A 23,610-nucleotide genomic window follows, 5' to 3' on the forward strand; every position below is an offset into this window, starting at 1 on the left:
AGTGCGACTCCGGGCGACCCGTCGAAGCTGCTCAGCCGTCGGCGTCGGTCGATTCCGCGGACCCTCCGCCGGTCCCACCGCTCGACGGGGTGCCACTGGCGGGACTCGACGATGTCGACCCCGACGGTGGCGCGGCGGACGGCATACCCGACGGCGGTGCCGCTGACGGCGAGCCCGACCTCGGCGCGGTCGACGGCGGTGCGGTCGGTGCCGGTCCGTCGGCAGCGAAGACGGCGAACGCGTCCTCGCGGTCCAGCGTCGGCCCGGTCGGGATCAGTGCGAGCAGGGAGCCGGGCACCGCCAGCGGGGTGATCCCGCCGTAACCGAGCACGTCGAGGGTCTCCGCCGAAGCGAGCGGATACCGGATGCCCTGCGGGCTGATCAGGTAGATCGTCGACCCGGCGGCACCGGAACCGCTGGTCCCGGCACCGGGCGAGGCCTGCGCGATGACACCCTTGCCGCCGGGCAGCAGCACCGCCTCAGCGGTGCGTACCGCGTCGCGCCTGGTCTGGCGCACCGGCACCAGGCCCGGATCGCTGTCGGTCAACTCGGTCGGCACCCGGTCGAAGACCTCCAGGGTGGTCGTCGGCGGGCCGCCCGCGCTGCCCTTGCGGTACGTCGCGCACAGCGTGGTCTGACCGGGCTGGGCCGGGTAGAGGGCGGGCATCGTCGCCGGCACCCCCTCCTCCTCGATCCGCCGCTCCTCGAATGCCTCGCTGGCCTGGTTCGGGGTGATGTCGGTGATCCGACCGCCGTTGCTGACGAGCAGCAGAGCGGTGATCTCACTGATCGAGACGAGAGCGTCCCGGGTCAGCACGTAGTGCCGCCCGGCGGCCTTGAACACCGAACCGACGTCGTACGTCTGCCCTGCCACAGTGCGGCTGCTGGGCTGACCCTCGCCGGGCAGTGACGGCCGGCGCAGCGGTGGCCCGGCCGGCACGGCGTTGAGCAGCTGCTGTCCGACCTGGAGTCGCTCGGTGCCGGCCATCCGCAGCGCCGTGATCGTGCGGGACGGATCGAGCAGCTGGAGTCGGGTGTTGTTGGTGACCAGGTACCGCTGGTCGTTCACCGAGACCAGCACCGCCCGGTCACCCAGCGGCGTGCCGCCGGGCAGCGCCCGGTCGATCACCAGCCGGGTGCTGGAACGCTGCCGGTCGACCGGGTCGGGCACGTCGCAGACCGACCAGGGCAGGCCGGTCAGCGACTTGCGGTCCGGCAGGGCGTCAGGCGCCCCGACGATGCCGACGGTGACGCCGCGCGGCCGGTCCCGCAGCGACGCCTGGGACATCGTCCGCACCTGGGCACTCGCATCGTTCACGATGAGGCGTGCCGAGGTGTAGTTGAGCGTCGGGTGCAACTTGCCCTCGATGAACACGTACGTCGCGCCGGTTTCCCGTTCGATGACCAGGGTCTGGTCGTCCAGCGGTGCCGCGCCACCGGTCAACTGGCCGTAGGCCCCGACCCCGCCCAGCACGATGGCCGCGGTGAGGACACTGCCGAAGACGGCCATGCCGAGACGTCGCATCGGCAGGTTGGTGGTCTCCGGATCGCCCGACAGCAAGGCGGAGACGATGCGGCGGGTGACGAAGCGGTACGCCTGCACCTGATCGCGGCGGGTCCGCATGACTTACCTCCGGCGGGGTGGATCCGCGACGATCAGGGTCGGGGTGCCGTCGCGGGCTTCCCTACGATAAGGGGCCGACTGTGGTTCCTTGGGACCACCGCTCGTGGCCGGCACCGGAGAAGACCCGGCGCAGAGTCGTACCGTGCAGGAGGGACAGTCAGCGATGACGCAGGTTCAGGCGCCACCCGTCCGAGCGGTCACGGACCCTGTGGACGTTCCGACCCGGCCGGCGCCCCCGGCCGAGCGGCCCGGCCGTGGGCGGGTCGGCCCCGTGCTGGTCGGGCAGCTCGTCGTACTGGAGCTGTGCGTGGTCGGCGTCTGGGCCGCCACGGCCGGACCCAGCTGGGTGCTCGCCGCGGCGGGTGTCGCTTCGCTGCTGGTCGTCCTGGCGGCCTTCGCCCGTCGGGGTGGCCGCTGGTGGTTCGAGGACCTGCTGCTGCGCCGGCGTCTGCGGCGACGTGGTGAGCGGGCGTTGGCAGCCCTGGCCAGCGGCACGGCGACCGACCCGAGGTTGGCTGCGCTCGCTCCCGAGCTGAGCGTCATCGAGCTGACCGACCGAGGCACCCGGCTCGGCATCGGGCGCGACGACCAGGGCTGGTTCGCCGCCGTCGCCCTGCAGTCCGCCACCGGTGCGGCGGTCGGCTCCGTCGACGCCGCCGCCGTGGACCGCGCGCTGCGGGTGCTCGCGGACTTCAGCGCCCCGGTCTCCCGGGCCCAGGTCGTTGCGCACACGTTGGTCTGGTACCCGGCACCCGGCGCGCCGCCGGCTGCTCACCGGACCGTCTGGGTGGCGGTGCGGCTCACCGTCCGGGATGCCCGGGTCGAGGCGGTGAGCCGGGGCGGCGGGTTGACCGGCGTACACCGGACGGTGGCTGCCGGCATCGGCCGGCTCGGCAAGGCGCTGACCTCGGCGGGGCTGGCACATCGCCCACTGGGCCGGGAGGAGCTGCGTGCGGCCATCGTCTCGGCCGCCGGCCTCGACCTGGTGCCCGAGGCGCCGGCCGAGAGTTGGCGTGGGTTGCGCGGCGGCGGCTGGACGCACCGCTGCATGGCTCTGCCGGGCCGCTTCGACGCGCCGCTCGGTCCGCTGGTGGACGCGATCACCGCGACCTCGGCACCGTCGCACACGGTGGCCGTGACCGTCTCGTCGGACGGTCGGGTGGCGGCACCGCTGCTGCGGGTCGCGGCGATGGACAACCACGTCGAGGCCCTGGTCAAGGTGGTTCGCGACGTCGCCGGCCGGGTGGGCGCGTCCACCCGGCCGATGGACGGTCAGCACGGCCCGGGGGTCTACGCCACCGCTCCGGTCGCGTCGGCGCTGGGCGTCTCCACCGATCTGCGGTCGCGCTGACCGGTGCGGGGGCGCACGGTCAGGGGCGGAGGTTGACGATCCAGCCGTAGAGGCCGCAGACCCAGAAGGCGAGCGGCACCAGCGAGATGATGAGCAGGATCTCGGCGATGTCGAGCAGACGGCCCCAGACCGGCGAGATGCGCTTGCCGGCGACGGTCAGACCGTAGATCAGGCTGATCACCGCGGCGAGCACCAGACCGCCCAGGATCAGGCCGAGCCGGACCGGCAGCGACCCACCGGCGAAGGTGGTCGCGGCGGCCAGGCCCAGACCCACGGTGCCGGCCAGCAGCACCGGGGTGCGCTGCGCCCGGCCCAGGAGGGGGCGGGCCCGCAGCAGTGCCAGCAGGGCCAGCACCAGGCAGAGCAGCACCGCGGGCAGGCGCCCGTCCAGGGCCAGCACGAGTTGCGCGCCCAGCACCAGCAGCGACACCGTCCACAGCAGACCGGTCAGGAACGCGTCGGCGCGCTCGCTCTGCTGGAGCACCTGGCGGCCGTCCACCGACTCGCTGTCGGTCTTCAGGTCCTCCGGACCGGTCGGAATCGACGGCACCGGCAGCCGGGCCAGCCGGTAGGCCATCATCGGCAGCGCCGGCACCACGCCGAACGCGACAGCGGCGACCACCGAGGCGGAGGCCGCCGCGTCGAGGTCGAGGGCCAGGCAGAGCACGGCGCCCAGGCCGGTCGCGGCCGCGACCCCGATCGCGGCGAAGAAGAGAGGGTACCGGTCGCCGACCGCCAGCACCGCCACCGCGCCGGCCACCACCGCGGCGGTCGCCGCGAGCAGGACATGCGGACTGGCCAGGTCGGTCAGTGCCCGATCACCGGCCAGCAGCAGCAGGCCGCCGGTGGCCGCGTGCACCAGGCCGACCAGGGCCAGCACCGCGCCGATGCCGCTGTCACCGGCGGCCCTGGACAGCACCGCCGCGCCCACCAGCAGCGCCACCGCGACCAGCAGCGCGGCCAGCGCGCCAGGCAGGTGCGGCGGACCGGCGAAGAGGGCGGCGAGCGCGCCGGCACCGAGCGCCGCCGCCGCGAAGACCACAGCGAAGGATCGGGTCGCGCCGACCTGCCAGGCGCCCGGGCGCTGGTTGGTCGCGGTGGCGACCGCGTCCACCACGTCGTCGAAGACGATCTCCGGCGCGGCGTCGGACCGGGGGTTGAAGTAGAGCACCTCACCGTCCCGGACGCTGAGCTGCGCCGCGGTACGACCACCGTCGAGGGGCGCACCGCCCAACCGGGACAGTGCCCAGCCGCCGTGCCGCGCACCCTCGTCGGCCATGTCCTCACCGGCGTAGCGCAGCAGAGTGGGGAGCAGGTCGGCCAACGGCACGTCCGACGGCAGCGCCAGGTCCATCCGGGTACGCGGGGCCACGATGGTGATCCGGCTGAGACCGCCGGTCGCCGTCTTCGTCGCCACAGTGGCCTCCAGGTGTGCGTCTGTGATCGGCTGGCTGGGATGCCGCGGTCCGGGTCCACCGCGCACACGGCAGATTACCTACGATGACGGCACGTACGATGCCCACCCGCGGGCGGTGTTCCGCGGGCCGCACGTCATCAGGGCCGCTTCTGGGGAGGAGACAGCCGTGAGCACTGTGGTGTTCCGCCGGCTCCCGCGTCAGCCGGGGCCGGCCCTGCCGCGCGGCGAGGTGCTGCTGGAGTCGCCTCCTGAGCTGCCCGAGCCGACACCCCGCGGGATGGGGCAGTTGCTCATGATCCTGCCGATGTTCTGCGGGGTCGGCGCCATGGCGTTCCTCTACGCCGGCAAGGGCGGCGGCATGATGACCTACGTCGCCGGTGGTCTGTTCGGTGTCTCGATGCTCGGCATGGCGATCGGCTCGTTGGCCAACAGCGGCGGCAAGGACAAGGCCGAGCTGAACGCCGATCGCCGTGATTACATGCGCTACCTGGCGCAGATGCGCAAGCGCACCCGGCGTGCCGCCGAGCAGCAGCGGGCCGCGATGGCCTGGCGGCACCCGGAGCCCGACGCGCTCTGGTCCATCGCCGCGTCCCGGCGACTCTGGGAACGGCGGATCACCGAGGACGACTTCGGTGAGACCCGGATCGCCCTCGGCCCGCAGCGGCTCGCCGTGGAGATCGTCCCACCGGAGACGAAGCCGGTGGAGGACCTGGAGCCGATGAGCGCCATCGCGCTCCGCCGGTTCGTCCGCGCACACTCCACGGTGCCCGAACTGCCGACGGCGCTGTCGGTGCGCGCGTTCAGTCGGGTGGTGCTGCGCGGCGACCGCGAGCCGGTGCTCGACCTGACCCGGGCGGCGCTGGGGCAGCTGACCACCTTCCACGCACCGGACGACCTGGTGATCGCTGTGGTCGCCGCACCCGACCGGCAGTCGTCCTGGGACTGGGTGAAGTGGCTGCCACACGCCCACCACAGCGGTCGGACGGACGCCGCAGGCGCGCGCCGGCTGGTGTTCGCCAGCCTGGCCGAGGCCGAGGCCTCGCTCGCCGCCGAGCTGGCCGGGCGGCCCCGGTTCGCGCCGGAGGCCAAGCCGCTGACCACTGCCCCGCACCTGGTCGTGGTGATCGACGGCGGGGAGATCTCGCCGACCTGCCAGCTGGTCGGTCCGGGTCTGCTCGGGACCACCGTGATCGACCTCTCCGGGACGGTGCCGCGCGACGCCGGCCGCTGGCTGCTCTGCCTCGACGTGAACGACGGAGGCTCACTCGACCTGGTCCGGGGCACTTCGTCGTCGACGCTGGGTCGTCCCGACCGACTCAGCGCGGAGGCCGCCGAGGGGTTGGCCCGACAGATCGCCCCCTTCCGGCTCTCCCAGCAGCAGACCGGCGGCGACGAGCCGCTGGCCCGCAGCACCGAGCTGCCGGACCTGCTCGGCGTCGGCGACGCCGCAGCGGTGGACGTGCAGAACACCTGGCGCCCGCGTGGGCACCGCGACCGGCTGCGCATCCCGCTCGGTGTCGGCCCGGACGGCAACGTGGTCGAGCTCGACTTCAAGGAGTCGGCGCACGAGGGCATGGGCCCGCACGGTCTGGTGATCGGTGCGACCGGCTCCGGCAAGAGCGAGCTGCTGCGTACGGTGGTGGCCGCGTTGGCGGTGACCCACTCGTCGGAGGAACTGAACTTCGTCCTGGTGGACTTCAAGGGCGGCGCTACCTTCGCCTCGCTGGAGGCGCTGCCGCACACCAGCGCGGTGATCACCAACCTGGCCGACGAGCTGCCGCTCGTCGACCGGATGCGCGACGCGCTCGCCGGTGAGATGGTGCGCCGCCAGGAGTTGCTGCGGGCGGCCGGCAACTACGTCTCCCGCTTCGAGTACGAGAAGGCGCGCTCGGCCGGTGAACCGCTGGCGCCGATGCCCAGCTTGTTGATCATCTGTGACGAGTTCAGCGAACTGCTCGCCGCCAAACCGGACTTCATCGACCTGTTCGTGATGATCGGCCGGCTGGGTCGGTCCCTCGGCGTGCACCTGCTGCTGGCCAGCCAGCGCCTCGAAGAGGGCAAGCTGCGGGGCCTCGACACGCACCTGTCGTACCGGATCGGTCTGCGGACCTTCTCCGCTGTGGAGAGCCGGATCGTGCTCGGCGTCCCGGACGCGTACGAGCTGCCGAACGCGCCGGGCCACGGCTACCTGAAGACCGACACCAGCACCATGCTGCGCTTCCGGGCCGCGTACGTGTCGGGGGCGTACCGGGCGCCGGGGCAGCAGGCCTCCGCCTCGCAGGCGCTGGTGCAGCGCCGGATCGTGCCCTACGGTCTCGACTTCGTACCGGTGCAGGTCCCGCAGGTGCCGGTGGCCACCGCTCCGGAGGCGGAGCAGCCGGCCGACGGCAAGGCAGTGGCGATGCTCGACGTGCTGATCGACCAGCTCAAGGGGCGGGGCCGCCCGGCGCACCAGGTGTGGTTGCCGCCGTTGGCCGACCCGCCGGGTCTGGGCGAGCTGCTCGGTCCGCTGGCGGTGGACCCGACCTACGGGTTGTGCACCGCCTCCTGGCCCGGCCGCGGGCGACTGACAGTGCCCGTCGGCGTTGTGGACCGCCCTTACGAGCAGCGTCGGGATCCGATGATGGTCGAGCTGGCCGGGGCCGGCGGCAACGTGGTCATCGTCGGTCGGTCGCTGAGTGGCAAGAGCACGATGCTGCGTACGCTGCTGGCCTCGTTGGCGCTCACGCACACGCCGCGGGAGGTGCAGTTCTTCTGCCTGGACTTCGGTGGGGGCGCGCTACGCAGCATGGAGCGGTTGCCGCACGTGGCCGGGGTGGCGGGTCGGCGCGACGTCGAGGCGGTCCGCCGGACGGTGGCCGAGGTGGTCGCCGTCCTGGACGATCGGGAGGGTCGTTTCGCCCAGCACGGCATCGACTCGGTGGCGAGTTACCGTCGTCGTCGTGCCGCCGGTGAGTTCGCCGACGATCCGTTCGGCGACGTGTTCCTGGTGGTGGACGGGTGGAACACCCTGCGTCAGGAGTACGAGGAGCTGGAGCAGACCATTACCACGTTGGCCAACCGGGGCCTCGGCTTCGGTGTGCACGTGGTGCTCACCGCCGTGCGGTGGGCGGAGATCCGGATCAACATGCGGGATCTGCTCGGCACCAAGTTGGAGCTGCGCCTCGGTGACGCGTCGGAGTCCGAGATCGACCGTCGGGCGGCGAACAACGTGCCGGAGAAGTCGCCCGGTCGTGGCCTGACCCGGGACAAGCTGCATTTCCTCACCGCGATCTCACGCATCGACGGCCGTCGCGACATCGATGATCTGAGCGAGGCCTCGCTGTCCCTGGCCGGGCACGTGGCCGCGAACTGGTCGGGTCGACCGGCGCCGAAGGTGCGGTTGCTGCCGCGCCGGCTGCCGGTGACGGAGCTGGCCCGGATCATCGACCGCTCGGCGCCCGGTATCCCGATCGGGGTCAACGAGTCGGCACTCGCGCCGGTCTACCTGGACCTGACCAACGAGCCGCACCTGACGGTCTTCGGCGACGCGGAGTGCGGCAAGACCAACCTGCTGCGCCTGATCGCCCGGGGGATCACCGAGCGCTACACCCCGGCGCAGGCCCGGCTGGTGATCGCCGACTACCGGCGTGGCCTGCTGGGGGCGGTGGAGGGTGACCACCTGCTCGACTACGCCCCGTCGAACCAGGCGTTCGCCCAGGGCCTCGGGTCGATCCGCAGTGCCCTGAACAACCGGCTGCCCGGCCCGGACGTGACCACCGCCCAGCTGCGTGATCGGAGCTGGTGGAAGGGTCCGGATCTCTACATCCTGGTGGACGACTACGACCTGGTGGCATCGGGCGGCAGTAACCCACTGAGCGCCCTCCAGGAGTTGTTGCCGCAGGCCCGCGACATCGGTCTGCACCTGATCGTCACGCGCCGCGTCGGTGGTGTCTCCAGGGCGCTGTACGAGCCGGTGCTGCAACGGCTGCGCGAGTTGGACTCGCCGGGCCTGCTGATGTCCGGCAACCGGGAGGAGGGCGCGGTCTTCGGCACGTTGCGGCCGAGCCCGCAACCGGCCGGTCGGGGCACCCTGGTTCGCCGTCGCGATGGCCAGCAGCTGATTCAGACGGCCTGGTCTGAGCCGGCCTGAGCGCTGTCGTTCGTTCGGTAGGGGCTGGTGGGCCGTTCCGGTCCGATTCACCACCATCCATCGAACGTCGCCGGTCAGGGCTGCGAGGGCTGGACACGTTCCGCTACGGTCTTCACTGGAGTGTCCGTCGGTGGGGTGTTGCTGCCTTGCCGCGGGGGAGGGGTGCGGCGAAGCCGCCACCACAACAGACGGAAGGGTGTGAAGCATGGCGTTCGAGGTCGAAGCTGCGACTCTGCATACCGCCGCGAGTGACGTGCGGTCCACGCGCAGCGAGGTCGACGGCGAGCTGAAGAAGCTCTGGAACGTGGTCGACGACCTGGCCATGGCGTGGAAGGGTCAGGCGTCCACGGGCTTCCAGTCGCTGATGACGCGCTGGAACGAGGACACCGTCAAACTGCTGACGGCGATGGACAGCATCGCTGACCTGCTCGACAAGTCGGGTACGACGCACCAGGTCAACGACGAAGAGCAGCAGCAGATGCTGGACAAGTTCCACTCTGCTCTCAACCCGTGATCCGTAGCCGGCAGAGGAGGAAATCGTGACGATCAAAGTTGACTATGCGGTCCTCGAGAGCAGCAACCAGCAGATGCAGGCCATCTCGAAGACCCTCGAGGAAAAGCTCGACACGCTGCGGTCGATGCTGACCAAGCTGCACTGGGACGGCGAGGACCGGGTTGCCTACGAGCAGCACCAGGCGAAGTGGGACGCCGCGGTCCGGGACATCAACCGGATCCTGAACGAGATCGGCGGTGCCGTGGGCATCGCCCGCGAAAACTACCTCACCACGGAGATGAGCAACTCCAAGGTGTGGAGCTGAGGCATTCGCACGAGCGGCTCCGGTCCGGTTCGCCCGGCCCGGAGCCGCTTTGTGTCTGGCGTTGGCGGGCGTAGGCGTCGGCGTCGGGCTGCGGTGCCCAGCTCAGCCGGCGGTTGGTGCGTCCTTGCGTCGGCCGGGGCGCCAGTCGCGTCGGCGGCCCAGGGTCATGATCGGTCGCGCGAGCAGCAGCAGCCCGGCGAGTAGCCCGCCGATGACCGCAGCCCAGATCGCTGTGGGGCGCTGCCAGCTCAGCGGGTCGTCCCGCACGGCGGGCGCCGGGAGCGCGCCGGCCGGCGGGTTCGCCCGGGTGCCGAGCAGGCTCGACACCGCCCGGTACGGGTTGACCATCCCGTGCCCGATGTCGGCGTTCTGGCCCTCGGGTGGGTTGTCCGCGGTGCGCTTCAGCCGATCCGCTACCTGCTGCGGGTCGAGACCGGGGTAGGCGGCCCGGACCAGCGCGGCCGCTCCCGACACGTACGCGGCGGCATAGCTGGTGCCGCCCTCCGGCACGGTGCGGTAGCCGCTGTTTCCGGGTGCCGGCCCGACGATGTTCATCCCGGGTGCGGCGATGTCGACGTAGTCGCCGCTGATCGAGGTGCCGACGTGGCCGCCCTGCTCGTCCACCCCGCCGACCGCTATCACCCCGGGGTAGGCGGCCGGGTAACCCGGCAGGTTCTGCGAATCTTCGGACCGGTTGCCCGCGGCGGCGACCAGCACCACCCCTTTGGCCAGCGCGCGTTCGACGGCCGCCGTCAGTTCGGGGCGGGGAACCGTGGTCAGGGACAGGTTGATCACGTCGGCGCCCTGCTCGACCGCCCAGTCGATTGCCGCGGCGATCTGCGCGGGGAGTTGCGGGTTGTTGACCGCGCCGAGTTGCGGCAGCACCCGGATCGGCAGGATGCGGGCGGCCGGGGCGATGCCGCTGAAGGGGACGACGGTGCCCTCCCGGCCCGCGATGATGCCCGCGATCAGCGTGCCGTGCCCGGCCTCGTCGCACTGGCCCTGGCGGGCCGGCAGGCCGTTGAAGTCGCGACCCTCGAGCACCTGCCCCTTGAGGAGCGGGTGGGCGGCGGAGACTCCGGAGTCGATCACGGCCACCGTGATCCCGGCGCCCCGGGACAGCGGCCACGCCGAGGACGGCTCCAGCCGGCGGAGCGCCCACGGCATCTGGGTCAGGCTGTCGGTGCCGGTGGGACCGCAGAGGGGCGGCGCCGCGGTCGCGGGGGAGGGTGCCACCAGGCCGGCGCCGAGCAGGACCGCCAGCGTTCCACTAAGGACGCCGCGAAGGGCACGGCGGGACGGGGTCGCGCTCAACGGCGGGCATTCGCGCACCCGCAAAGGTTACCGCCGCGACCGTTTGTCAGCGGCCCCCGGTGACCGGGGTCAGGCCCGGGGCTCCGCCTTCGCGGTGGACGTGTCGGCGAACAGCGCGAGCAGGTCGCCGACCTGCCGGTCGGCCTCGGCTGGGTGCCGGAACCGGCCGGCCGGGTTGAGGGTGTACTCGTTGCGTCGCCCGACCCGGGTGCGGTGCAGGTACCCGTCCGCCTCCAGGTCGGCGACGATCGCCTGCGCGGCCCGTTCGGTCACCCCGACCTCGGCTGCGACGTCACGCAGCCGGGCGGTCGGATTGCGGGCGATGGCCAGTAGGACGTGCCCGTGATTGGTGAGGAACGTCCAGTTCCGCCCACTGCCGGTGTCGCCTGTCACCGTGCTCGCCATCGTGTGACCGCCCTTTCGGATGTCCGTCTGCCCTCGCGAGAGTCTGGTCCGCCCCGCCCCGGGAAGGTTGCCCAGGGTGTGGCCGGAGTCAACGTATGAAATCTAAATCACGCATACCTTGACGCATCTTACGGTGCGTGTGACGGTGGAGCACGAGCCAGCGCCCGCCGCCCGCCCGGCGGAAAGCCGGTTTGACCAGGTCAGATGCGTCGAGACGAGGTGCGGGATGAGTCATACCGGGAGCTCCGGCGGTCAGCCGGGTCCGCAGCGGACCACCGACGGGGCCACCGCGCTCAGTGAGCCGACCCGGGCGTACGCCGAACTGGTCGCCGGCAACCGGCGTTTCGTCGATGGCGCCCCACGCCACCCCAACCAGGATGCCGGGCACCGGGCCGCGGTGGCCGACGGGCAACACCCGTTCGCGGTGATCGTCGGCTGCTCGGACTCGCGACTGGCTGCCGAGATCATCTTCGACCGAGGCCTGGGCGACCTGTTCGTGGTTCGCACCGCCGGGCACACCGCCGGCCCCGAGGTGCTCGGCAGCGTCGAGTACGCGGTGACAGTGCTCGGCACCCCGCTGGTGGTGGTGCTCGGTCACGACTCCTGCGGTGCGGTGCAGGCCGCCCGGGAGTCCGCCGCGACCGGTACCGCGCCGAGTGGCCATCTGCGCGCCGTGGTCGACGCCGTGCTGCCCAGCCTGCGCCGGGCCGCGGCCGAGGGCGTGGACGACATCGACGGCATCGTCGACATCCACATCGCACAGACCGTCGAGACGCTGCTCGGGCAGTCGCCAGTGCTGGCCGACGAGGTGGCGCGGGGGCGGTGCGCGGTGGTGGGCGTGTCCTACCGACTGGCAGCCGGAGCGGTACGTCCGGTGGCCGCTGTGCCGGCCGGCTTCACGACGTTGACGACTCCGGCCTCGACCGACCCGGCCGCGCCTGCCACCGTCTGACGCGACGAGGGCCGCTCCGCGTCACGCGGAACGGCCCTCGACGGAGATCGGGCGGGTCAGAGCAGCGACATGTGAACGTGGTCGGTGTGGTTCGACGGCCCGCTGTACGAACTCCAGCCGGTGGCCGGGAACCAGATCTGCCGGTTCCAGATCACGTAGTAGATGCCGAGCCGGTCGGCGTTACGGATGAGGAACGCGGCGACGTTGTTGCCGTACGTCCTGGTGTCGTTGTTGTGCCACGGGGAGAACCCGCTCTTCTGTAGCGACCAGTCGCAGGCGCGGCCCTTCGGGTGCTCCCACGGCCCGCCGGGGCGGTAGCAGCCGACGAACCGGTTGAAGCCGGCCGCCTTGACCTCCTTGTACGCGTGCAGCGTGCGCGGCGTGATGCAGCCGGAGGTGGTGGGGTCGTTCTCGCTGCACGACTGGGCCTTCCAGTCACCGTCGGCCGTGCGACCCGGGCCGATCTTCGCGACCTTGGAGGTGGCATCCACCAGGCCGCCGGTGAAACCCTTGCCGCCGACGAGGGAGAGCGCCTTGTCGGCCTCGCTCTTGCGCTTCGCCATCAGGGCGGTCTGCTTCTGCTGCTCGCGCACCTCGGTGTCGAGGGCCAGCTTGGCCTGCTCGGCGCGGGACTTCACCTCGTTGACCTCGGAGAGCTTCTTCTCGTTGACCATGTTGATCTCGTCGAGCAGCCCGGCGCGCTGGACGAACGAGTCGGGCGCGTCGCTCTCCAGCAGCATTGCGACGGCACCGATCCGGCCGGTCCGGTACGCCTGGGCGGCGATCTGCCCGACCTGCGGGGCCAACGCGTCCAGGTCGGCCTTGGCCCGGTTGACCTCCGCCGCCAACTCGCTCTGCCGCTTCTTGGATTTGTCCAGCTTGGACTTCGCGGCGGAGTAGTCACGGTTGGCCTGCTCGATGACGTCGTTGAGCAGCTTGGGCTCGCCGTCCTCCTCGTGCCCGGACGGTGTGGGGTTCGTCGGGGCGGCGTGCGCCGGGAACGGCCCGGCGAACACGGTCAGTGCGGCGATCACGGCCACCACGGGTGTCAACCAGCGGCGTAGGGGTGCCGTCACAATGTTCCCTTCCGTCGACCGCCGACCGGGTTAGCTGACGGGTTCGGGGCGGAAGTGGCCCCTACCGCTGATGCGGATTCACCCCAGGTACCTGGGTCCCCGGCTCGCCGGTTGGCGATTGGGCGGTGGCACCGCAGGCGCCGCTTCGCGCCTTCATCGGTAACCGGCAGCGAGGTTACCCGAGAGTCGACCGGCTGAGCTACGCCTGGATGCCGACCAAAAGCGTCATTTCGCCATAGCGTTCTGTGACCAGTGACGGGGTTCTCAGGGTGGATGCCCGATCTGGTCACGCTGAGGAGTGTCACCATGCCGTATCCGTGCTCCTGTTCGACTTCGGCCACCGGTCGGTGGCCTCGGGTGGGGGTGCGGTCCGCGTCCGGTCCGGTTCGTCGGAGCCGGCCGTTCGCGGTGAGCTGAGTGCGGCCAGCGCCTCGCTGCGGTCCGGCTGGGGCCGGGGCGCGGGAGCGTCGGTGGGGGCTGAGGCGTCGGTGAGCGCTGAGGCGTCGGCGCGCCCGGCGGCGGTGACCACCGCGGCCAGCCCGGTGGTCAGCGGCACGGCGGCGATCAGACCGAGGGTGGCGACCGCGCTGCGGACGATCTCCTGCGCGAGGAACTCACTGGTGAGGATCTGCCCGATCGGCCGCGAGTCGGCGGTGAGCAGGAGCAGTAGGGGCAGTGACGCACCCGCGTAGGCCAGCACGATGGTGTTGACAGTGGAGGCGATGTGCGCGCGGCCGACCCGGGTGGCGGCACGGTAGAGCTGCAACCGGGTCAGCCCGGGGTTGGCGCTCGCCAGTTCGGTGACGGTGGCCGCCTGGGTGACCGTCACGTCGTCGAGCACCCCGAGTGACCCGATGATGATTCCGGCGAGCAGCAGACCGTGCAGGTCCACGTCGCCCTGGAACATCGACAGGGTGGTGGCGTCCTCGCTGCCGAAGCCGGTGAGGTGGGTCGCGGCCGTGGCGATTGTGGCGAGCACGCCGGTCAGGACCAGGCTGCCCAGGGTGCCGAGCACCGCGACCGAGGTCTGTGCGGTGACCCCGTGGGTCAGATAGAGCACCACGAACATGATCAGGGCCGAGCCGACCACCGCCACCAGCAGCGGTGACCTGCCGGCGCTGATGCCCGGCAGCACGAAGGTGAGCAGGATGGCGAAGCTGGCGGCCAGCCCGGCGAGCGCGGCCAGACCCCGCCACCGACCGAACGCGACGATCGCGACCGCGAAGATCACCGCCAGCCACACCATCGGGGTGCCGCGTTGGTGTTCGGCGATGTTCCAGTTGCTGGTGGCGGGATCGGTCGGGTCGGCCAGCTCGACCAGGACGACCTCGTCGCCGACCTCGACCCGGGGTGCGCCGGGCCCGTCGGGCACCGGAGTCCGTACCTGCTGGCCGGCGGTCGGCCCGTCGTCCACCCGCACGTCGACAGTGCCGCACCGCCCGTCGCCGAGCCTCGGTGTGCCCTCGGGGACCGACGGCGCCGGCGGGCACGGCTCGCTCACCACCCGGGTGACAGTGCCGGGGTAGCGCGGCACGTCCGCACCACCATCGGTCTGCGGTGACCCGCCGCGCGGCCAGAGCAGCACCGCGGCCAGCACGGTGGCGACGAAGAGGGGCACCACAGTCACGACGAGGATCCGTCGCACCCGAGGCGGGGCGGACGGAGCAGGGTGAGTGTGGTCGGCGGCCAAGGTGAGACTCCCAACGATCCGGTGCGGGATACGGGTCAGCGGGCCGGGCGGTTCACCGTTGCGGTGGAAACGCGGCGGACGGCGGGGCGGATCGCTGCCTGACGACCGCTTGATCACGGACGGTCAGTGCTCGGCCCGGTCGGCTGGGGGCACCGCCACGACGTGGCGGCGCCGGTGCCCGACTGTGCAGCGGCATTCGGAGGGCCATCGGGGGAGATGCTAGCCAGCCCTTCCGGGGGTTGCAGGTCGTGGCGGAGTGTCGGGCGGCCGAACCGCTCGCGCGGCGGTCTCCGGGGCGGCATGTTGGAGCCATGCCCGCTCCGTCACCGCCCGACCCCGACCGACCGCGACACGCCGAACCCGTGCCGCACGACAAGCACGCCGGACACGACAAGCACGCCGGACACGATCCGGCGATGTTTCGCCGTCGGTTCTGGGTCTGCCTGGTATTGACCATCCCGGTGGTGCTGACGAGTCATCTCGTGTCGGGTCGGCTGGGCCTGAGCGGGGACGTCGTCCCCGGTCAGGGCTGGGTGGGCCCGGTGCTCGGCTCGGTGGTGTTCTGGTGGGGCGGTTGGCCGTTCCTGGTCGGCGCGGTTCGGGAGGTCCGGGACCGGGCGCCCGGGATGATGCTGCTGGTCGCGATGGCGATCACCGTCGCATACGCCGCGTCCCTGGCGACCAGCGTCGGCGTCTTCGACCTGGACTTCTGGTGGGAGTTGGCCGCGCTGGTCACCATCATGCTGCTCGGGCACTGGCAGGAGATGAAGGCCATCGGACAGGCCCGGGGAGCGCTGGCGGCGCTGGCCGCGCTGTTGCCGGACGAGGCCGAACGGGTGGCGGCGGACGGGCGGGTCGAGGCCGTGCCGGTGACCGGTCTGCGGATCGGCGACGTGGTGCTGGTCCGGCCGGGGGGTCGGGTACCGGCGGACGGCCGTGTCGTCGAGGGCGGCGCCGAGCTGGACGAGTCGATGATCACGGGGGAGTCGCGGCCGGTCGCCCGGTCGACTGGCGACCGGGTGGTGGCCGGCACCGTCGCCACCGACTCGGCGATCCGGGTGCGCGTCGAGGCGTTGGGTGAGCAGACCGCCCTCGCCGGCATCCAGCGGATGGTCGCGCAGGCCCAGGCCTCCGGTGGACGGGCCCAACTGTTGGCCGACCGGTTCGCCGCCGCGCTGTTCTACCTGGCCACCGGGACCGCCGTGCTGACCGTGCTGGTCTGGACCGCGCTCGGTCAGCCCGACGAGGCGGTGGTCCGCGCGGTGACCGTCCTGGTGATCGCCTGCCCGCACGCGCTGGGTCTCGCCATCCCGCTGGTCGTCGCGCTCTCCACCGCGCTCGCCGCACGGTCCGGGATTCTGGTCAAGGACCGGCTGGCCCTGGAGCGGATGCGGACCGTCGGCGCGGTGCTCTTCGACAAGACCGGCACGTTGACCCGGGGCGAGCACGGGGTGACCGACCTGGCGACGGCGTCCGGCGTCGAGCGGAACGAGGTGCTGCGGATCGCGGCCGGTGTCGAGTCGGAGAGCGAACATCCGTTGGCCCGGGCGATAGTGGCGGCGGCCGGCCGCGGCGGCCCGGCCCGGGCAACCGGGTTCCGGTCGCTGCCGGGCCGCGGTGTGAAGGCGACAATCGACGGTACGGAGTACGCGGTGGGCGGGCCGGCGCTGCTGCGCGAGCTGGGCCTTTCGCTCCCGGCGGAGCTGGAGGCCGCGACCGGGCGGTGGTCGGCGCGGGGTGCCGCGGTGTTGCACCTGGTGCGGCTGCCCGACGCCGTGCTCGGTGCGTTCGCGTTGACCGACGAGGTGCGTCCGGAGGCCCGGCGCGCTGTCGACGAGTTGCGAGCCGAGGGTGTCCGGACCATCGCCATGATCACCGGTGATGCCCGGCCGGTGGCCGAGGCGGTCGCCGCCGACCTCGGCTTCCGGCCCGGCGTCGACGAGGTCTTCGCCGAGGTGCTGCCGGCGGAGAAGGACGATCGGGTGGCCGAGCTCCAGCGGCGGGGGTTGGTGGTGGCGATGGTCGGTGACGGGGTGAACGACGCGCCGGCGCTGGCCCGGGCGGACGTGGGCATCGCGATCGGCGCGGGCACCGATGTGGCCATCGAGTCCGCCGGGGTGGTGCTGGCATCCTCGGACCCGCGCGGGGTGGGGGCCGTGGTCCGGCTGTCCCGGGCGTCGTACCGGAAGATGCGACAGAACCTGGCCTGGGCGGCCGGCTACAACGTGGTGGCGCTGCCGCTGGCCGCCGGGGTGCTGGCCTGGGCGGGTGTGGCGTTGAGCCCGGCGGTGGCCGCGGTGCTGATGTCGGCGTCGACGATCGTGGTGGCGCTCAACGCTCAGTTGCTGCGCCGGGTCCGTCTCGATCCCGCGCCGGACTGAGCGCGGTCAGCCGCGCTTCATGAGCCGGCCGACCGCCGCCATCATCTCGGTGGCCATCTCGTCGGCCCGACCATCGGCGGCGCCCTCGTGCATGCAGTGCCGGGCGTGCCCGTCGAGCAGCCCGAGGGCCACCTTGTCGAGGGCGGCCTGGATGGCGGAGATCTGGGTGAGCACGTCGATGCAGTAGCGGTCGTCGTCGACCATCTTCTCGATGCCCCGGACCTGCCCCTCGACGCGGCGGAGCCGCGCGAGCAGCTGGTCCTTGCTGGCGGTGTATCCGCGGATCGGGGTGGGTGCGGTCATACCGACCAGGATAGCGTACCCCCAGGGGGTATGGTACGGTCGGTTCTGTTGGGATACCCCCACCGGGTACCGGTACCACGAAGGAGACGATCCAATGGTCGACACGACGTACCAGGTGCAGGGCATGACCTGCGGGCACTGCGTCAGCGCGGTGAGCGCTGAGGTCGGCGCCATCGCGGGTGTGCGTGACGTCCAGGTCGACCTCGCCGCCGGCCGGGTCACCGTCAGCAGCGACCAGCCGCTGGACACCGCCGTCGTCCGGGCCGCCGTCGACGAGGCCGGTTACGACCTCGTCGACGCGTGATCGGCGGGCCGGCGTGCGTACCGTGACGAAACTGGCCGGGTTCGCCGTCGGCCTGGCGGCGGTCTTCGGCGCCGCCTACGGGATCGGCCGGGTCGTCGACCCCGCCCCGGTCGCCGAGAGCCGGCACGACGATGCCGCCGCCACCCCGACGGCGGACGAGCGGGGCGGGACGGGCGATCGGCTGCCCGGTGGGTTGCTCGTCTCCGAACGTGGCTACACCCTCGAACCGCTCGACGCCCCGGCCGACGAGTTCGCCTTCCGGATCACCGGCCCGGACGGCCGCCCGGTCATCCGGTACGACGTGGCGCACGACAAGCAGATGCACCTGATCGTCGCCCGTCGGGACCTCTCCGGCTTCCGCCACGTCCACCCCGAGCTGGCCGCGGACGGCACCTGGCGGGTCGACACCCCGCTGGCCGGTCCCGGACAGTGGCGGGCGTTCGCCGACTTCACCCCGACCGGGGGCGATCCGCTGACCCTGGGCGTGGACGTGACAGTCCCCGGCGTGCTGACCGAACGGCCGTTGCCCGCCCCGACGACCAGCACCACTGTCGACGGCTACACGGTCACCCTGACCGGTGCGCCGCAGCCCGGTCGGACGTCGTCGCTGACCCTGACCGTCAGCCGGGACGGGCAGCCGGTCACCGACCTGGAGCCCTACCTGGGCGCGTACGGGCACCTGGTGGCACTGCGTCGGGGTGATCTGGCGTACCTGCACGTGCACCCGGACGGAACGCCCGGCGACGGGCGCACCCGGCCCGGTCCGGCCGTCACCTTCCTCGCCGAGGTGCCCTCGGCCGGCAGCTACCGGCTCTACCTCGACTTCCAACACGGCGGGAGGGTGCACACCGCCGAGTTCACAGTGGTCGCCGGCGCTGCCCCGACCGGAGACGCCCCCAAGCCGAGCGGGCCCGCACCGACCGGCGGGGCCGACCACGGCACCCCCGGGCACGGACATGACTGACGGGACCAGACGATGACCACCACCAGCAGACCGCTGCCCGAGGCGCCGAACCGGATCGAACTGGCGATCAGCGGGATGACCTGCGCCGCGTGCGCCGCCCGCATCGAGAAGAAGCTCAACCGGATGGACGGGGTGAGCGCCACCGTCAACTACGCCACCGAGAAGGCGACAGTCCGGTACGCCGACGGCGTCACGCCGGACGACCTGATCGGGACCGTGCAGAAGACCGGTTACACAGCGGCGCTGCCAGCCCCGCCCAGCGCGGAACCCCCGGTGGACCCGTTGCGGGGGCCGCGTACCCGGCTGTGGGTGTCGGTGGCCCTGAGCGTGCCGGTGGTCCTGCTGGCCATGGTCCCGGCCTGGCAGTTCGACTACTGGCAGTGGCTGTCGCTGACCCTGGCCGCCCCGGTGGTGGTCTGGGGCGGGCTGCCGTTCCACCGGGCCGCCTGGACCAACCTGCGGCACGGCGCGGCCACCATGGACACACTGGTGTCGCTCGGCACGTTGGCCGCGTTCGGCTGGTCGCTCTGGGCGCTCTTCCTCGGTGACGCGGGGATGCCCGGAATGACGCACCCGTTCCGCTTCGACATCGTCCGGAGCGACGGCGCCGGCAACATCTACCTGGAGGCGGCCGCCGGGGTCACCGTGTTCATCCTGGCCGGTCGCTACTTCGAGGCTCGGTCCAAGCGAACTGCCGGCGCCGCCCTGCGCGCCCTGCTCGATCTCGGCGCCAAGGACGTGACGGTGCTGCGTGACGGCGTGGAAATCCTGATCCCGGTGGACCGGCTCGCCGTCGGTGACCGCTTCGTGGTCCGCCCCGGGGAGAAGATCGCCACCGACGGTGTGGTCGACGAGGGCACCTCCGCCGTCGACGCCAGCATGCTCACCGGTGAGTCGGTGCCGGTCGAGGTCGCCCCGGGTGACGGCGTGGTCGGCGCAACGATCAACGCGGGTGGGCGGCTGATCGTCACCGCCACCCGGGTCGGCGCGGACACCCAGCTCGCCCGGATGGCCGACCTGGTGGAGCAGGCGCAGAGCGGCAAGGCGGCGGTGCAGCGGCTGGCGGACCGGATCTCCGGGGTCTTCGTGCCGATCGTCATCACCCTCGCCGTCGGCACGCTCGGCTGGTGGCTCGGCACCGGGGCCGGCCCGACCGCCGCGTTCACCGCCGCCGTAGCCGTGCTGATCATCGCCTGTCCGTGCGCGCTCGGCCTGGCCACCCCGACCGCGCTGCTGGTCGGCACTGGTCGGGGCGCCCAGCTCGGCGTGCTGATCAAGGGCCCGGAGGTGCTGGAGTCGACCCGTCGGGTGGACACCGTGGTGCTCGACAAGACCGGCACCGTGACGACCGGCCGGATGACACTGGTGGACGTGGTGCCGGCGAGCGGCGTGGACCGGGCCGAGCTGCTCCGGCTCGCCGGGGCGGTGGAGGCCGCCTCCGAGCACCCGATCGCCCGTGCGGTAGCGGCCGCTGCCACCGAGGCGGGCGCGTTGCCCCCGGTGACCGCCTTCGGCAACCTCGAAGGGCTGGGGGTGAGCGGCACCGTCGACGGGCGGGCCGTGCTGGTCGGCCGGGTCCGGCTGCTGCGCGAGCGTGAGATCGACGTACCCCCGGAGGTCGAGTGGGCGGTGCGCGACGCCGAGGCCGCCGGCCGTACGCCGATCGTCGCCGGCTGGGACGGCCGGGCCCGGGGCGTGCTCACTGTCGCCGACGTGGTCCGGCCGACCAGCCGGGCGGCGGTGGCTCGGCTGCGCGGGCTGGGGCTGACTCCGGTCCTGCTGACCGGGGACAACGCCACTGTGGCTCGCGCGGTCGCCGCCGAGGTGGGCGTCGACGAGGTGATCGCCGAGGTGCTGCCCGCCGGAAAGGTCGACGTGATCAAGCGGCTCCAGGCCGAGGGGCGGTCGGTGGCGATGGTCGGTGACGGGGTCAACGACGCCCCGGCGCTGGCCCAGGCCGACCTGGGGCTGGCCATGGGCACCGGCGCCGACGTGGCGATCGAGGCGTCCGACCTCACCCTCGTCCGGGGCGACCTGGACGCCGCGGTGGACGCCATCCGATTGTCCCGCCGCACGCTCGGCATCATCCGGGGCAACCTGTTCTGGGCGTTCGGCTACAACGTGGCGGCCCTGCCGTTGGCCGCTGCCGGGCTGCTCAACCCGATGATCGCCGGTGCCACGATGGCGCTGTCCTCGGTCTTCGTGGTGGCCAACAGCCTGCGCCTGCGTCGCTTCCGGTCGGCCGTCGCCGATCTGTGACGACGGTAATGGTTGGACCGGGGACGGCGGGGGTACCTCTGTTGTCGTAGCGACGCTTGCAATGGAGGTTGGCAATGGGATTCGACGACAAGATCAACAACGCCACCGAGGACGCGACCGGCAAGCTGAAGGAAGGCGCCGGTCGGGCCACCGACAACGAGCAGCTGGAGGCGGAGGGACGCGCTGACCAGTCCACCGCCAAGCTCAAGCAGGCGGGCGAGAAGATCAAGGACGCCTTCAAGAGCTGACGTACGACGTAACCCGCACGCCGGGCCGGTGATCATCACCGGCCCGGCGTGCTGTGTGTCCGGCCTCTTTCGCCGACCCTGAGATCCCCCTGATTCCGCTCTCCGTCCGCACCGCAGTTCGCCGACACCTGCTAACTTTCCTTGGCATGTGCAAGGGCTGGTTATGAGCACCGCCTCACCGCCGACCGGCGACGACCTGGTCCGGGTGCTGGCCACCCTGGCCAACCCGCACCGGCTGCGGGTCGTCGCCGCGCTGGCCCGCGAGCGTGCGTACGTCAGCGGGCTGGCCCGGCAACTGGGCATCAGTCGAGCGCTGTTGCAGGTCCACCTACGGAAGCTGGCGGCGGCCGGGCTGGTCACCGCCCGCCTGGAGTTGTCGGAGGACGGGAAGGCCATGAACTACTACGAGGTGGAGCCGTTCGTGCTCACACTCACCCCCGCGGTCATCGCGGCGGCGGTCGAGACGCTGACAGTGCCCGACTCGGGCGAGCAGCCGGGAGCGCAGCGATGAGCGAACACGACTGGACCGAGGTGGTCGGCGCGATCGGCATCTTCGCCTTCCTGATCAGCGTGGTCACGGTGACCGTCGTGCAACTCGCCAAGACCCGTCGGGCCCGGTACGAGGCGGACCGGGCGGACGACTACCGCCAACTCGCCGAGACGGCCGCTCAGGCCCAGGCGGAGAACGCCCGACTGCTCGCGGCGATGGACGGCCGGCTGGGCGGGATGGAAACCCGGATGACCACGCTCGAACGCGTCCTGCGCGAGGTCGACTGACCCGGCGGACGAGAAGGGCCCCGGGCCGTCGAGCGGCTACTCGACGGCCCGGGTGGAAGCAGCATCACCTCGCCCAGTGGGCGATTTTCACCGGCAACGCTCCTTCGAGGAGAGGACAGCACCTCATGCTGCGCTCACGCAAATCCGCAGTCGGCTGGGCCGTCGCCCTGGCCCTGACGGCCGCCGGCCTGACCCCGGCGAGCCCGGCCGCCGCCCGACCACAGCCCGCCCGGACTATCGACTGGCGGCCCTGCGCCACTGACACCAGCGCCGAGTGCGGCACCCTGTCGCTGCCGGTGGACTGGAACCGACCCGGGGGTGAGCGCTTCGACCTGTCGCTGGCCCGCCGGGTCGCCGACCCGGCCACCCGCGAAGGCGCGCTGGTCTTCGGCCCCGGCGGGCCGGGCGACAGCGGGGTCGACCGGGTGGTGGACGGCAGCTCCCGATTCAGCGCCGACCTGCGGGCCCGGTTCGACATCGTCAGCTTCGACCCACGCGGCACCGGCGGCAGCCACCCGGTGGTCTGCGCCCGGGACCTGCTCGCCCGGCAACCGCAACTGATCGCCGACCAGGCGCAGTTCGACGCCACACTGGCCGACAACGCGCTGCTGCGCGCCGACTGCCGGGCCCGCACCGGGGCGCTCTACGACCACGTCGACACCACCAGTGCCGCCCGCGACCTGGACGCGGTCCGCGCCGCGCTCGGCGAACGGCAGTTGACCTTCCACGGCAGCTCGTACGGCACCCTGCTCGGGCAGCGGTACGCCGAGCTGTACCCCGACCGGGTCCGGGCCGTGGTGCTGGAGGCCACGATGGACCACAGCCTCGGCACCCGCGCCTTCCTGGACACCCAGGCCGCCACAGCGGAGGGCGCGTTCGACGAGTTCGCCGCCTGGTGTGAACGGTCCACGGCCTGTGCCCTGCACGGCCGGGACCTCCGGTCGATCTGGGCCGGGCTGCACGTGCGGGCCGAGCGCGGCCTGCTGACCGACCCGAAGCGGCCCGGGGTGGTGCTGACCCCGTTCGAATTGAGTCGGCTCACCCACAAGGAGTTCTACGACACCTGGCGGTGGCCGGGCCTGGCCGAGTGGCTGGGCAGGATGGATGCCGCCACCGCCATGCGAAGCGCCGGCCCATCGACCGCCGACGCCGTGGCTCCGTACCCCTTCGCGGTTTTCTGTCAGGACTGGAGCCTGCCGGTGCGCGACTACCGCGAGTACGTCGGACATCTGCGCCGGGCGGCCCGGCTCGCGCCGGACCTGCGCTACCCGCCGGCGCTGTTCGCACTGGTCACCTGCCTGGGCGCCCCGACGCCGGTGGCCAACCCGCAGCATCGGCTACGGGTCCACACCGACGTGCCGCTGCTGCTCGCCGCCACGGTGCACGACCCGGCCACTGGCTACGACTGGGCGCGCAACGTGGCGCGACAGTTGGGCCGGCACGGCGCGGTGCTCACCTACCAGGGGTGGGGGCACGGCAGCTACAGCAGTAGCCAGTGCGTGCAACGAGCCGTCGACTCGTACCTGATCGATCAGGTGGTGCCCGCCCGGGGTGCCAGCTGCCCGGCCGTCGAACCCGAGGTGTGACCGCCGCTG

Annotated in this window: 20 protein-coding genes and 1 riboswitch; of the genes, 13 read left to right on the plus strand and 7 right to left on the minus strand. The window is 72.2% G+C overall.

Translation table 11 applies throughout. The features are described 5' to 3' along the window. Positions 1 to 31 precede the first annotated feature (31 nt). Entirely contained in the window at positions 32 to 1,624 is a 1,593-nt protein-coding gene (gene eccB / locus ACLQ3F_RS16865; protein ID WP_425849919.1) for a type VII secretion protein EccB, read from the minus strand. 163 nt (positions 1,625 to 1,787) lie between these two features. On the opposite strand from eccB, the gene ACLQ3F_RS16870 reads away from it, so the two are divergent. After that, positions 1,788 to 2,975 (plus strand): type VII secretion protein EccE, encoded by a 1,188-nt coding sequence (locus tag ACLQ3F_RS16870; protein ID WP_425849922.1) that lies wholly within the window; start codon positions 1,788 to 1,790, stop codon positions 2,973 to 2,975. Between the two features lie 19 nt (positions 2,976 to 2,994). Here ACLQ3F_RS16870 and eccD read toward each other — a convergent pair whose 3' ends face one another. Continuing rightward, positions 2,995 to 4,392 (minus strand): type VII secretion integral membrane protein EccD, encoded by a 1,398-nt coding sequence (gene eccD / locus ACLQ3F_RS16875; protein WP_357200011.1) that lies wholly within the window; start codon positions 4,390 to 4,392, stop codon positions 2,995 to 2,997. A gap of 166 nt (positions 4,393 to 4,558) precedes the next feature. Between eccD and eccCa the strand changes: the two genes are divergently transcribed. The 3 genes from eccCa to ACLQ3F_RS16890 all read left to right on the plus strand — a co-directional run bounded on the left by eccCa (position 4,559) and on the right by ACLQ3F_RS16890 (position 9,342). Beyond that, positions 4,559 to 8,524 carry a type VII secretion protein EccCa gene (gene eccCa, locus ACLQ3F_RS16880; RefSeq protein ID WP_425849923.1) on the plus strand — a complete coding sequence of 1,322 codons (3,966 nt, stop codon included), beginning with the start codon at positions 4,559 to 4,561 and terminating at the stop codon, positions 8,522 to 8,524. Positions 8,525 to 8,729: 205 nt separating this feature from the next. Then, positions 8,730 to 9,038, plus strand: a complete 309-nt coding sequence (locus ACLQ3F_RS16885; RefSeq protein ID WP_139583998.1) for a WXG100 family type VII secretion target — start codon at positions 8,730 to 8,732, stop codon at positions 9,036 to 9,038. Positions 9,039 to 9,063: 25 nt separating this feature from the next. After that, positions 9,064 to 9,342, plus strand: a complete 279-nt coding sequence (locus ACLQ3F_RS16890) for a WXG100 family type VII secretion target (protein ID WP_030329555.1) — start codon at positions 9,064 to 9,066, stop codon at positions 9,340 to 9,342. Positions 9,343 to 9,444: 102 nt separating this feature from the next. On the opposite strand, the gene mycP is transcribed toward ACLQ3F_RS16890, so the two are convergent. After that, the gene (gene mycP, locus ACLQ3F_RS16895) at positions 9,445 to 10,674 is read right to left on the minus strand and encodes a type VII secretion-associated serine protease mycosin (RefSeq protein WP_425849924.1); all 1,230 of its coding nucleotides are present in this window, start codon (positions 10,672 to 10,674) and stop codon (positions 9,445 to 9,447) included. Positions 10,675 to 10,725: 51 nt separating this feature from the next. Then, a complete protein-coding gene (locus ACLQ3F_RS16900) occupies positions 10,726 to 11,061 on the minus strand; it encodes a helix-turn-helix transcriptional regulator (protein WP_425849927.1) in 336 nt (111 codons plus the stop codon). 226 nt (positions 11,062 to 11,287) lie between these two features. Here ACLQ3F_RS16900 and ACLQ3F_RS16905 point away from each other — a divergent pair, with 226 nt between their 5' ends. Then, on the plus strand, positions 11,288 to 12,013 hold the full coding sequence (locus ACLQ3F_RS16905) for a carbonic anhydrase (protein WP_425849930.1): 726 nt from the start codon (positions 11,288 to 11,290) through the stop codon (positions 12,011 to 12,013). A gap of 56 nt (positions 12,014 to 12,069) precedes the next feature. Here ACLQ3F_RS16905 and ACLQ3F_RS16910 read toward each other — a convergent pair whose 3' ends face one another. Then, positions 12,070 to 13,089, minus strand: coding sequence for a coiled-coil domain-containing protein (locus ACLQ3F_RS16910; RefSeq protein ID WP_425849933.1), 1,020 nt, complete (start codon positions 13,087 to 13,089; stop codon positions 12,070 to 12,072). Positions 13,090 to 13,093: 4 nt separating this feature from the next. Then, a riboswitch (cyclic di-AMP (ydaO/yuaA leader) is annotated at positions 13,094 to 13,224 on the minus strand. A gap of 166 nt (positions 13,225 to 13,390) precedes the next feature. Beyond that, positions 13,391 to 14,779: a YibE/F family protein gene (locus ACLQ3F_RS16915; RefSeq protein ID WP_425849935.1), complete on the minus strand. Its 1,389-nt coding sequence runs from the start codon at positions 14,777 to 14,779 to the stop codon at positions 13,391 to 13,393. Positions 14,780 to 15,195: 416 nt separating this feature from the next. Here ACLQ3F_RS16915 and ACLQ3F_RS16920 point away from each other — a divergent pair, with 416 nt between their 5' ends. Beyond that, the gene (locus ACLQ3F_RS16920; protein ID WP_425849937.1) at positions 15,196 to 17,160 is read left to right on the plus strand and encodes a copper-translocating P-type ATPase; all 1,965 of its coding nucleotides are present in this window, start codon (positions 15,196 to 15,198) and stop codon (positions 17,158 to 17,160) included. A 6-nt stretch (positions 17,161 to 17,166) separates the two neighbouring features. Here the strand turns inward: ACLQ3F_RS16920 and ACLQ3F_RS16925 are convergent, their stop codons facing one another. After that, positions 17,167 to 17,463: a metal-sensitive transcriptional regulator gene (locus tag ACLQ3F_RS16925; protein ID WP_425849940.1), complete on the minus strand. Its 297-nt coding sequence runs from the start codon at positions 17,461 to 17,463 to the stop codon at positions 17,167 to 17,169. 94 nt (positions 17,464 to 17,557) lie between these two features. Between ACLQ3F_RS16925 and ACLQ3F_RS16930 the strand changes: the two genes are divergently transcribed. The 7 genes from ACLQ3F_RS16930 to ACLQ3F_RS16960 all read left to right on the plus strand — a co-directional run bounded on the left by ACLQ3F_RS16930 (position 17,558) and on the right by ACLQ3F_RS16960 (position 23,601). Then, positions 17,558 to 17,767 carry a heavy-metal-associated domain-containing protein gene (locus ACLQ3F_RS16930; protein ID WP_238681977.1) on the plus strand — a complete coding sequence of 70 codons (210 nt, stop codon included), beginning with the start codon at positions 17,558 to 17,560 and terminating at the stop codon, positions 17,765 to 17,767. Positions 17,768 to 17,780: 13 nt separating this feature from the next. Continuing rightward, on the plus strand, positions 17,781 to 18,731 hold the full coding sequence (locus ACLQ3F_RS16935) for a hypothetical protein (RefSeq protein WP_425849942.1): 951 nt from the start codon (positions 17,781 to 17,783) through the stop codon (positions 18,729 to 18,731). 12 nt (positions 18,732 to 18,743) lie between these two features. Beyond that, positions 18,744 to 20,990: a heavy metal translocating P-type ATPase gene (locus ACLQ3F_RS16940; RefSeq protein WP_425849945.1), complete on the plus strand. Its 2,247-nt coding sequence runs from the start codon at positions 18,744 to 18,746 to the stop codon at positions 20,988 to 20,990. Between the two features lie 74 nt (positions 20,991 to 21,064). After that, complete coding sequence (locus ACLQ3F_RS16945) at positions 21,065 to 21,238, plus strand: CsbD family protein (protein WP_036410891.1); 174 nt, start codon at positions 21,065 to 21,067, stop codon at positions 21,236 to 21,238. Positions 21,239 to 21,401: 163 nt separating this feature from the next. Further along, positions 21,402 to 21,749 (plus strand): ArsR/SmtB family transcription factor, encoded by a 348-nt coding sequence (locus tag ACLQ3F_RS16950; protein WP_285792822.1) that lies wholly within the window; start codon positions 21,402 to 21,404, stop codon positions 21,747 to 21,749. Continuing rightward, positions 21,746 to 22,015: a hypothetical protein gene (locus ACLQ3F_RS16955; RefSeq protein ID WP_112581781.1), complete on the plus strand. Its 270-nt coding sequence runs from the start codon at positions 21,746 to 21,748 to the stop codon at positions 22,013 to 22,015. The genes ACLQ3F_RS16950 and ACLQ3F_RS16955 overlap by 4 nt, the downstream gene beginning before the upstream one ends. Before the next feature lie 125 nt (positions 22,016 to 22,140). After that, entirely contained in the window at positions 22,141 to 23,601 is a 1,461-nt protein-coding gene (locus ACLQ3F_RS16960) for an alpha/beta hydrolase (RefSeq protein WP_425849949.1), read from the plus strand. The last annotated feature ends 9 nt before the right edge of the window (positions 23,602 to 23,610 follow it).

The organism is Micromonospora sp. DT15, assembly GCF_049841475.1.
Taxonomy (GTDB): Bacteria; Actinomycetota; Actinomycetes; order Mycobacteriales; family Micromonosporaceae; genus Micromonospora.